Annotated in this window: 9 protein-coding genes and 1 pseudogene; 6 read left to right on the top strand and 4 right to left on the bottom strand. The window is 47.2% G+C overall.

Annotation, left to right across the window (positions count from 1 at the left end):
- Positions 1-179: 179 nt before the first annotated feature.
- Entirely contained in the window at positions 180-998 is an 819-nt protein-coding gene (locus tag VN105_RS21730) for a phosphatase PAP2 family protein (protein ID WP_325644143.1), read from the bottom strand.
- Between the two features lie 58 nt (positions 999-1,056).
- The gene (locus VN105_RS21725; RefSeq protein WP_325644141.1) at positions 1,057-1,572 is read right to left on the bottom strand and encodes an FUSC family protein; all 516 of its coding nucleotides are present in this window, start codon (positions 1,570-1,572) and stop codon (positions 1,057-1,059) included.
- Between the two features lie 54 nt (positions 1,573-1,626).
- Here VN105_RS21725 and VN105_RS21720 point away from each other — a divergent pair, with 54 nt between their 5' ends.
- Together VN105_RS21720 and VN105_RS21715 are read left to right on the top strand one after the other, a co-directional pair.
- On the top strand, positions 1,627-2,682 hold the full coding sequence (locus tag VN105_RS21720; RefSeq protein WP_325644139.1) for a PCMD domain-containing protein: 1,056 nt from the start codon (positions 1,627-1,629) through the stop codon (positions 2,680-2,682).
- A gap of 29 nt (positions 2,683-2,711) precedes the next feature.
- A complete protein-coding gene (locus VN105_RS21715; RefSeq protein ID WP_325644137.1) occupies positions 2,712-3,494 on the top strand; it encodes a porin family protein in 783 nt (260 codons plus the stop codon).
- An 82-nt stretch (positions 3,495-3,576) separates the two neighbouring features.
- Here the strand turns inward: VN105_RS21715 and VN105_RS21710 are convergent, their stop codons facing one another.
- The gene (locus tag VN105_RS21710; RefSeq protein ID WP_325644135.1) at positions 3,577-5,121 is read right to left on the bottom strand and encodes a S10 family peptidase; all 1,545 of its coding nucleotides are present in this window, start codon (positions 5,119-5,121) and stop codon (positions 3,577-3,579) included.
- A 71-nt stretch (positions 5,122-5,192) separates the two neighbouring features.
- Entirely contained in the window at positions 5,193-5,984 is a 792-nt protein-coding gene (locus VN105_RS21705; RefSeq protein WP_325644133.1) for an AraC family transcriptional regulator, read from the bottom strand.
- Between the two features lie 86 nt (positions 5,985-6,070).
- On the opposite strand from VN105_RS21705, the gene VN105_RS21700 reads away from it, so the two are divergent.
- The 4 genes and pseudogenes from VN105_RS21700 to VN105_RS21685 all read left to right on the top strand — a co-directional run.
- Entirely contained in the window at positions 6,071-7,405 is a 1,335-nt protein-coding gene (locus VN105_RS21700; RefSeq protein ID WP_325644131.1) for a TolC family protein, read from the top strand.
- 3 nt (positions 7,406-7,408) lie between these two features.
- Positions 7,409-8,482, top strand: coding sequence for an HlyD family secretion protein (locus VN105_RS21695; RefSeq protein WP_325644129.1), 1,074 nt, complete (start codon positions 7,409-7,411; stop codon positions 8,480-8,482).
- A 2-nt stretch (positions 8,483-8,484) separates the two neighbouring features.
- The gene (locus VN105_RS21690) at positions 8,485-10,080 is read left to right on the top strand and encodes an MFS transporter (RefSeq protein WP_325644127.1); all 1,596 of its coding nucleotides are present in this window, start codon (positions 8,485-8,487) and stop codon (positions 10,078-10,080) included.
- 32 nt (positions 10,081-10,112) lie between these two features.
- Positions 10,113-10,612, top strand: a pseudogene (locus tag VN105_RS21685) (AraC family transcriptional regulator); the annotation flags it as partial.

Below are 10,612 nucleotides of genomic sequence, written 5' to 3'. Positions count from 1 at the left end.
ACTTTGCCACATTGCCAAAAACAAGGTGTTTGTAACCAGGTCAGCTTTAGGGGTTAACCCCCAAATAGTCTTTCGTTAATACTCCAAACAATTATTTAATATATCTTTTTACATCCGGCGACGCGGTAATGTTGCAGGGCCATACCTGTGTTATAACATATTATCTTTTTATCATGTTATTAGCGGGGGAAAAATATAAAGCTTATGCCTGCGCTGTGAAACTGCGGGTTATAGTAAGGCATGATCACCTTGTCGGCCGCCCTGGAAGGCGTGTTAAAGAGCTTTCGCTGCAGCAGGGGATATACCCAGTAGGCGGCTTTGGTACTTAAAATACCTACACCGGCGCCGGCTACCACATCGCTCAGCCAGTGCTTATTGTTATACATTCTTAATGCGCCGGTGGTAGTAGCCGCAAGGTAGCCTGCCACCCCGTACCAGGGGGAAACATCCTTGTACTCCTGCCGGAGATATTCCGCTGCTGCAAAAGCGGTAGCAGTATGCCCGGAAGGGAAGGAGAGATAGTCGGAATGGTCCGGCCGTTCTTCATGCGTTTTATTTTTTACTATTTCCACCGTACCGGCGGTAAGCACCGCAGAAATTCCCAGCAGGATAGTGCGGTCGCGCAGGTTATGTTTTCCGTGTATACCCGCAGCGTTCAGTATATAAACTGCTGCTACCGGGGCATACTGGAGATAATTATCTATGTGGGTATGGAATTGAGGATGATCTTCCTTGATCTCCGCTTTGGTAGTGGCGTTCAGATCGCGAAGGGCAGGGTTGTTCAATGCAAGCACGCCATAGCCGATCATCGCTGCCGGAACGGCAATACCGGTAACCGTGGTATGAAAACGCCCCGGGACCTCCTTCGCAGGCGTCGGGAAATTAAAGTGTATAGTGTCGCTTCCGGCAGGCAGGGAATCAATTTCCTGGGCGTTTGCACTATAGGAACAGGTAAGGGTACAAAATGCCAAACCCGTAGAGAATATCATTTTCTTCATGCATCTTTCCTTATACCGCCAAATATAGCTGCTGATTCTGGAGAAAATCTGTATTCGGCTATTCGCCGCCACGGTCGGGCTTCGGAAGGATCATTTCGGCGGTTTGCTTGGTATAGCGGTTATGGAAGATAAAAGTGATCAGTAAGCCAAGCAGGCAACCGGCCAATACAGACAATACCCTTGCCACCGCCGTATCCCAAACATGTTCCCCGGCCTCGTGCGTCATCACAATAATAGTGGCTGCCAACGCAGTACGGGTAGCTGCTTCCAGGTTTAACAGGTTGCAGATCACTACTGTTACAAATACCGCCGTACACATCATCATCAACAAATTCGGATGTACCAGTATCAGCAGGAAGCCGGATACGCCACCTACTATATTTGCCTTAATACGTGTAACCGCTAACGTTACTGCGTCAGATCCATCAGGCGACAATACCAGCATCACGGAAATCAGCACCCATATAATATCACTGTAATTCACTAACCGCGACAAACCGAGCACCACCAGTACACCGGTTACACATTTGGCGGCATAGATCAGTATTCGCCTGATTCTTGTTTTGTCAATCATGATTGAACATTTGACAGTTGGGAGTTGTTCTAATTACTTAACCAATAAAACGGCATGAAAATAAGGAATCTATGCTATCTGGCCACACTGATTGTTTCGTTGCACGCCTGTATTAAAGATCCACCTGTAAACCCGGAAGCAGATATTGAAACATTTTCAATAGATAAAAAATACCTTACTGCAGATGTTTTTATTGACCAGGCAAACAGGAAGATCTTCCTGAATCTAACTCCCGATGCTTTTAAAAGCGGCGTAGCGCCCGTTATTACTACATCTGCCGGTGCAACCGTATTACCCGCATCGGGCGATTCCCTACACCTGGATTCTACTACCGTAAAAGAATACGTGGTTACCTCCGCAAGTGGTAACAAAAAAATATATACCATTCAACTGGGAGGCATGGGCATATGGGCATGGGATTTTGAAACATGGGGACTGCAGGACAAGGATAAATACCAGTATGTAATAGAGCATGGCAGCAGCTTGTTCTGGTCGTCGGGCAACCCGGGCATTGCATTGTCCGGTGTGAAGAAAGACCCGATGGAATACCCGCTGCGTGCATCTGCGGAGGCTTATCATGGCAAATATGCCGCTGAACTGGTAACCCGTAAAGGCACGGCATTATCTGCACTCATTGGCATTAAATTATTTGCCGGTTCTCTTTTTACAGGAGTGTTTGATCCGCAAAATGCGTTGGCTGCGCCATTAAAGGCCACACAATTTGGGGAGCCGTATTCCGGTAAGCCGCTTCGCCTTGTTGGCTATTATAAATATCAACCGGGAGATCAATACCAGGATAAAGCGGGGAATATTATTGCGGGTATGAAAGACAGCTGCTCCCTATACGCTGTATTGTTTAAAGGAACCACCCGGCTGGATGCCACCAACATTCATACATCAGACAGGATCCTTGCTACCGCCGGTATCCCGGATGGTGGCCCCCGCGCCGCATGGACGCGATTTGATATCCCGTTTAAAACCGTACAGCCATATACAGGAACAGAAAAAATGATGATGGCAATTGTAGCATCTTCCAGTAAAGACGGCGATACTTATAAAGGCGCTATTGGCAGCAGGTTAGTGCTTGATAGCCTGGAAGTAGTGAAGTAGCCGGCATAGAAATCGTAAATGAATAAAAGATGAGAGCCACTATGAATATAAAAATATCAGGACTGGTACTGGGAATGCTGACAGCTGCAGCCCCGTTATTTGCGCAGGATAACGGGAACGGGCAAACGAACACAAACAGTTTTAAGCCGGCGCTTGAACACCGCATCCTTGCGGGGTTTAACTTTGGCGGTACCGCACCGGTAGGGCTGCCAAACACCATCCGGAAGATCAATTCCTACCGGCCGGAATTTTCGCCTTCGCTGGGCTATGAATTATCTTACCGCCGCACTGAAAAATGGGGCGCCGCCATTGCCGTAAAACTCGCCTACAAAGGAATGGCCACCAAAGATGAGGTACAGTATTTTCCTACTATCATTACCACCAGCGATGGCGGTCGTTTTGAAGGAGATTTTACCGGTAAGAACAAAACCACGGTGCGTAATGCTTATGTATCTTTTCCAGTAAGCGCCGTGTATACACCTAACAACAGGTGGCGTTTTAACCTGGGTGGTTATGTGGCCTGGTTATTCAGCTCTAATTTCTATGGCACCGTTTCCGACGGATATATCCGCAACGGCGGCTCATTAGGCGAAAAAGTAAACATCACCTCAGCTACCTTCGATTTCGGTACAGAAGTGCGCTCCTTTGATGCGGGCCTGCAGGGCGGAGCAGCATACCGGGTGGGTAAAAAACTCAGTGTTAACGGCAACCTCAACTGGGGATTAAGACCCATATTCCCCGATGATTTCAAAGGAATGGATTTTCCACTGTATAATATTTACCTTACGTTAGGCGTAACGTATAAAATATAGTTACGTGGTACTGACAGTAAAAAAGCAGCAGCGACTTTTATCGCTGCTGCTTTTTTGTTTTATCTGCGGGAATACAGCGGTGTTAGTATTTCGCGGCCTGACCTGCTTTTGGAAGGGAAGCGCGGATAAACTCACGGATATCATTATTGCCGGTAGACAGGTCATCTTTCCGGAGATACATCATGTGGCCACTGCGGTAGCCATGCCAGGAGAGGCGGTCTTTCAGCCGGCCTCCCGGGTCCATTTGCCACATGCTGTACTTGGCGTTAAAATAATCGCAGGCGCCGTCGTAGTAGCCGGACTGGATCATTACATGCAGGTAAGGGTTGGCAGCCATTGCCTCGCGGAGGTTTTCGCCGGTATTGTCGCCCTTGTTATCCCAGGGATGCACCGGGCCGAACATCATGTATTTAAGATCAGTGCTGAATTTCAGCTCCTGGCGCAGGTAAATATTAATAGCGGGTGTAAAGGCATGCAGCCAGGAAGTAAGTTCTGCATTGTAATCCGGTCCGGTGCCGGCATCTTCACGGTCCATGCCCCGGTAGCGGGAATCCAGCCGGCCTACGGTAAAGCCTTTATCACGCAGTAATTCTTTCCAGAAAAAATTCGGTGGTACATCCAGGTTATGTTGGAGGATCACTTTTTCGGACAGCCCCGAGTAGCGGGCCATTTTAGCTGCTATTGCTTTTCGTTGCTGATCTTCCAGAAATCCACCCTGGCTGATGGCCGGGATCAATTCATGAATGGTGAAATTCTCCACCTCGGGCAATACGGCGGTGAGGTCTTTCTGTTGCAGATCCGGTGGCAGCGCTTTATGATACCATGCGGTAGCCGCAAAGTAAGGCAGCCGCAATGCCGCATCCACCGGGCCGTTGCGGGAAATACCCAGTTCAGTGGGAGATACCAGGATCACCCCGTTGAGATACATCCACTGCGCATTTTGCAACTCCAGCGCCAGGCCGGAAACACGGGTAGTACCATAACTTTCGCCGATCAGGTATTTAGGCGAAGCCCACCTGTTTTGCCGGGATACAAAAGTATTGATCCATTCTGCGAGATAGCGGATATCTGCGTTCACACCAAAAAATTTCTCGCGGGAAACATCTTTCCCTATAAGCCTGGAGAAACCGGTATTGGCCGGATCTATATAAATGATATCAGCGATATCAAGGATGGTTTCCGGGTTTTCGTGTATGCCATAGGGTTGTACCGGGTAACCCTCGTCATCAATATTAAGCAGCCGGGGGCCGGTATATGCGATCTGCATCCATACCGAAGGCGTACCGGGACCACCATTAAAGGAAATAACCAGCGGCCGGGCAGCACGGTCCTTTACATCAGTTCTCTCATAATAGGTGTAAAAGAGCCCCGCTAATACTTTACCATCCTCGTCCCAAACCGGTTGGGTACCCGCCATTGCTTTATAGGGGATCTTTTGTCCTTTTACCGTCACTTCATGAAAAGTGGTGACCACCGTATCCGGGTTGAGGACAACCGATCTTTGCGGCGGCACGTCTTCTTTGTTAGCGGGATTAGGTTTACTGTTCTTTTGCTGCGCCTGCAATTGCAGGCTGATGGCGCCTGTTAGCAGCAATGGCAGCCATACTTGCTTTTTCGTTAGGTTCATGTAGCAGATCTTGATTGCACTTAAAGATTATGCAATTGCCGCAAAAAATCAAGCACATTAGGATGAGTGGGTTATGGCTGGAAGTCGCTCGGCCTTTTGCCTACCAGTTTATAAAACGTATTGCTGAATGCTGAAACGCTGTTATAGCCTGTATCCCAGGCGATTTCACTGATGGTTTTCTCTGTTTCCAGCAGGTAGCCCATTGCTTTGATCATCCTGGCCAGCTTCAGGTACTGGAAAAAGGAGATATCCATAGTAGCGCGGAAGAGGCGGGTGAGTGTCCGTTCGCTGTAGCTGAACGCATGGCCTACTGTTTCCAGGGTAAGCGGCTCTCCAAGATTCTCCTGTATATACCTCAATACAGGCTGCAGCCGCGGATTGTCTGTAGTAGGCAGGGTAATGGGGAGCGGTACTGAGCTGATAGCCGGCAGCATATATTTGATGGCTTTGATAAAAACAAAGCGCTTATCATCCGGCAATATGTCGCCATCCCAGGCGGCTGTATGCAGGATCATTTCCAGCAGGAGATTACTTACCGGGTAGATGCCTGTCTTATTATAAAAAGGATCCTCACAATCCTCCGGTTCGCTGAAGAAATAAATGGTGCGTACATAGTTGGCCGGGTACCGGTGCTGGAAATAGTGTTCCACACCGGCAGGCACCCACATATAATGCCTTGCAGGCAGGAAATAGGTTTTATCCTTCGTATATAAAAAAGCAGCGCCGCCTTCTACATAGGTCAACTGTCCTTTGTTATGCTTATGTGAGGAGAAGTGATGTTCCGTTTTCCAGTGCCATATGTAGGCGGATTCCGGGATCGCATCTACCTCTTCCAGTATGAGCTGTGGATCAAGATCTTTCATTTGGCCGGATCTAACAATTTTATGGCAATTTATAGAAAATAAATTAACTGCCAGGGTAGGAACTTTGCATCTTCATCACTATAAGTATGTCTACAATTATTAATAAGTGGCTGGGAGGGGCGCTCATTTTAACGCTTTTCTTCACACAAACAGCCACCAGCCAGGACCCTGAAAAGAATCCCCTAACGTTAACGGATGTATGGAGAAAAGCGGAAACCTATAACCGGCAATTACAGATGCAATACCTCCGTGTACAAAGTATGGATGAACGAACCAAAGCCGCCAGGGACGAACGTTTGCCGGAGATAAAGGCGGATGGCCTGTACGCCCGTGTTTCCAATCTCGCTATTTATGAAGATGGCCTGTTGAAAAGTCCCACGCAATACCCGGTCGTGCACGGTTATTACCAATTTGGCGCAGATGCCTATCTCAATGTATATAACGGTGGAAAAACCACCCGGGAAATCAAAGTAAGACAAACCGAAGCTGAACTGGCTGAAGAACAGAAGAATCTCACGGCTACAGACATCCGGTATAAAGCAGCTGCCATGTACCTCGATATCTACCGTGGACGTATGTACGAAAAAGTAATGTTGCAGGATATTACAGAAAGGGAAAAAGAATTGGAAGAGATCCGGCAGCTGAACAGGAACGGGGTAGTATTGAAAAGCGACCTGTTACGGGCCGAACTAAAACTGTCAAAACAAAAAATGACGCTGCTTGAAATAAGGAACGGCATCCGGATCTCCAACCAGCGCCTGAATATCCTGATTGGTCAGCCAGACAGTACAGACAACCAGGTAGCATTGGATACCCTGATGATCCGGCAACTACCTGCACGCACCTACGAAGATTACCTGGCCGATGCATATGAGCACTCTTTTGCCTTTAAAATTTCAGAGAAAGAAACCGCATTGAGTGAATTGAAACTGAAGGATGTACAAAGCAACATCCTGCCCAGGGTAGGGCTATATGCCGAATACGCCTACACCTATCCGCAGATCCTTTTTTATCCGTACTCCATTGCACTCTATGGCCTGGGACAGGTAGGCGTAAAAGCAGGCATCCCTATCTCCTCATTTTACCAGAACAAACATAAAAAACAGGAAGCAAGAATTAACCTGCAACGGCAGGAGATAGAACACGCCGACGTTAAAGACCAGGTGCGACAGGAAGTAAACTCCGCCTACCTGCGCTATACAGAAGCCGTGACCCGTATAAACGTGGCCCATGATAACATCACCCAGGCAAAGGAGAATTTCCGGATTGTAAATAATACTTACTTCAACCAGTTATCGCTGCTCACCGACCTGCTGGATGCGGAAACACAGCTGCTGCAATCCCGCTTCGATCTTACAACCGCAGAGGTAACAGCACAACTACAATACTACCAATTATTGAAAGCAACAGGCAACCTTTAATATATGAACAACACAAACACTAACACTACTACTAATAAAACAGACAGGCTCATTTCCCGCATCACCACCGTTATAGCATTGGTAGTGGTAGTATTCCTGGCGATATGGGGAATAAAAACGTTGCTGCATCAATGGAAATTTGAAGAAACAAACGACGCGCAGATAGATGAATATATTAATCCTGTTGTAGCAAAAGTAACGGGGTATATACAGGAAATCAGGTATGAAGAAAACCAGGAAGTAAAGAAGGGCGACACCCTGATTATCATTGACAACAGTGAATACGCCGCACAGCAACAGGAAGCGGAAGCATCCCTGCTGAATGCCAAAGCACAGGTATCGATCCTGCAAAGTAATGTTTCCACCACCGCACAATCTTCCAAAGTTTACCAGTCGCAGATAGCCGCTGCGAAAGCAAAATTAACGCACCAGGAACAGGAATACGATCGCTACAAAAAACTGTACGACGTGGAATCCGCCACCAAACAGCAGTTGGAAAGGGTAGAGGCAGCACTGGCGGTAGCACGTTCTGAATATAATACCTCGCTCGACGCCTACCAGGCATCTCTCTCAAAGATCAATGATGCCAAAGTACAGCAAAATGCACTCGAAGCTGAAATTAAAAGGAGAGTGGCAGTGGTAGCAAAAAATGATCTCAATGTTTCCTACACTATTATTACTGCGCCCTACAACGGCAAAATGGGACGCCGTTCTATTCAGCGCGGGCAGCTGGTTTCAGCGGGCCAGGTATTGGCTTATATAGTAGATTGGGAAGCCGGTAAATGGGTAGTGGCCAACTTCAAGGAAACACAGATCCGTCATATGCTGGTAGGCGGTACGGCCAACATAGCAGTGGATGCTTTCCCGGGGAAAAAACTGACCGGTAAAATTGAATCCCTGTCTGCCGCCACCGGCAGCCGCTTTTCCTTGCTGCCACCGGACAATGCCACCGGCAACTTTGTGAAAATTGCACAACGTATTCCTGTTCGTATACGCCTTAACGGTAGTCCGGATGAATTAAAACAACTTTCCGCCGGCATGAATGTGAATGTATCCATTGAAAAAGAACGCAGGTAATCATGAAACAAAGTAAACAAACATTCCGTTCATGGGCGCCCGAATGGCTGATCAGGCTAACTATCTTACTGGTATTGTTTCCCACCGTAATGTTGTTTGCCTTATCAACGGCTAACGTGAACGCAGCTACGGGATTTTATGGCGCCGAACCACAGGATATCCAGTTTTCCATGCTCATATATTATGCAGCCCTGGTAGCCTTTACGCCACTGGAGAAGCGGTTCTTCAGCCGTATTGCTACCAAGGAATATTTCCTGATCTGCCTGGTGCTACAGGTAGCAGTGAGCTATTGGTGTTATCATACCAGGGAAGTATCTGTATTACTTATCTGCCGTTTTTTGCAGGGCATTCTCAACTGCGGCGTTACAAGCATCTGTTTAACATTGTTATTCAGCAGGCTGCAATCAGAGCATGCACGCGAAACAGGCTATGCTATTTTTTACGGAATGATCCTTTGCGCCAGTTCATTAACCTCGCTGGTAACTGCGCAGCTGGTAGATAATTACGAGTATAATGTATTGTACAAGATGATCATCTACACATTTATTCCCGGGGCTATATTGTTACTGTTATTAATGAACCGTGTACATCTTGTTCGCAAAACGCCGCTTTACCAGCTGGATTGGAGCAGCTTTTTTATATACGCGCCTATGCTCATTCTGATGGGATATGTGCTTATTTATGGTCAGCAATATTACTGGTTGCAGGACAGCAGGATGGTATGGAGTATTGCAGGGATCATTTTCCTGGCAACCGTATTTGTGATCCGGCAGCTATACAGCAAACGGCCTTTTATTAATATGGATGTATTTAAATCGAAGGGATTCCTGTTTGGCATTACCCTGTTGGGCGGGCTTTACCTGATCAGGGGATCATTCAATGTTACCACCGGTTTCTTCTCCACTGTATTGGGGTTGGACCCTATACATACCTATGAACTGCTTGGTTATAACATGGCGGGCATTTTAGTAGGGGCCACCATCGCAGCGCGACTGGTCATAAAAAAAAGGCCGTTACAGTTCATATGGCTGGTAGGCTTCTTTCTTTTACTGGTTTTTCATAGCGCCATGTATTTCCTGTTTACGTCCGAGGCGGATCAGTCTACCTTTATACTGCCATTGATCATCCAGGGATGTGGTGCGGGGATGTTGCTTACACCCATCGTTCTTTTCATCATTTCCTCTGTACCGGAAAACATCAGTGTATCAGCATCAACGGCCGGCGTTTTTATCCGGTACACTTTTTTCGGCTTCAGCACTGCACTCATTAATTATTGCTCCCTGTACTTCACGAAGATCCATGCCATGCGCCTCAGCGACAGCATTTCCAAAACGGATAACGGGCTGGAAGAGCGGCTGCATACCTACCAGGCGGCGTTGCAATCCCGCGGACTGATGAACGATCAGGCGGCAAAGCTGGCGCCCGGCCTGCTGGATAAGGCCATACAGAAACAGGCTTTTTTAAAGTACGCCATGGATTATTACGAGATAATAGCTATCCTGATACTGGTGCTGATGTTGCTGATTGTAATGACGCCTTATATTAACCGTACCACCATTAATGTAAAAAGTAAACAGCCTGCTGCAGCAACGGTATAACCATTATTTGATTTTCGTACCTTTGGCAGATAATGAAAGTCATCGCATTACAATCTTTTTATAAGGCCCTGAACCAGGATATGGCGCCTGCTTTGCGGGAAGCGGGGCATTTTAATATTTTCAGGATTGAGGACATGGAATTGCCGGACCATAAGCCGGTTACGTATAGTCGCCGCGACTTCTTCAAAATCAGCCTGGTAAAGGGTCATAGCAAAATCCATTATGCAGATCAGACCATTGAAGTGCTGGATAGTGTGCTGGTATTTACCAACCCGATGGTACCGTATAACTGGGAGAGGATCAGTAAAAAACAAAGTGGCTATGTATGCATATTCACGGAAGCATTCTTTAACCGGTTTGGGAATATCCATGATTACCCGGTGTTTCAGTCTGCTGAAACAGCAGTAATACCGCTATCTGCCAGTGACGTATCTCACTTTAATGACCTTTTTCTGAAGATGTTTAATGAACTGCAGGGCGATTATGCGTATAAGTACGACCTGCTGCGGCATCTTGTAATGGAAGTGATACA

Source organism: Chitinophaga sp. (assembly GCF_035564935.1).
GTDB lineage: Bacteria > Bacteroidota > Bacteroidia > Chitinophagales > Chitinophagaceae > Chitinophaga.
This window is presented reverse-complemented; position numbering and strand designations above follow the sequence as displayed.

Bases quoted from the DNA above. Each gene is read 5' to 3' on its own strand.
- VN105_RS21710 (WP_325644135.1), bottom strand. From the start codon at position 5,121: ATGAACCTAACGAAAAAGCAAGTATGGCTGCCATTGCTGCTAACAGGC.
- VN105_RS21700 (WP_325644131.1), top strand. From the start codon at position 6,071: ATGTCTACAATTATTAATAAGTGGCTGGGAGGGGCGCTCATTTTAACG.
- VN105_RS21705 (WP_325644133.1), bottom strand. From the start codon at position 5,984: ATGAAAGATCTTGATCCACAGCTCATACTGGAAGAGGTAGATGCGATC.
- VN105_RS21690 (WP_325644127.1), top strand. From the start codon at position 8,485: ATGAAACAAAGTAAACAAACATTCCGTTCATGGGCGCCCGAATGGCTG.
- VN105_RS21720 (WP_325644139.1), top strand. From the start codon at position 1,627: ATGAAAATAAGGAATCTATGCTATCTGGCCACACTGATTGTTTCGTTG.
- VN105_RS21715 (WP_325644137.1), top strand. From the start codon at position 2,712: ATGAGAGCCACTATGAATATAAAAATATCAGGACTGGTACTGGGAATG.
- VN105_RS21725 (WP_325644141.1), bottom strand. From the start codon at position 1,572: ATGATTGACAAAACAAGAATCAGGCGAATACTGATCTATGCCGCCAAA.
- VN105_RS21730 (WP_325644143.1), bottom strand. From the start codon at position 998: ATGAAGAAAATGATATTCTCTACGGGTTTGGCATTTTGTACCCTTACC.
- VN105_RS21695 (WP_325644129.1), top strand. From the start codon at position 7,409: ATGAACAACACAAACACTAACACTACTACTAATAAAACAGACAGGCTC.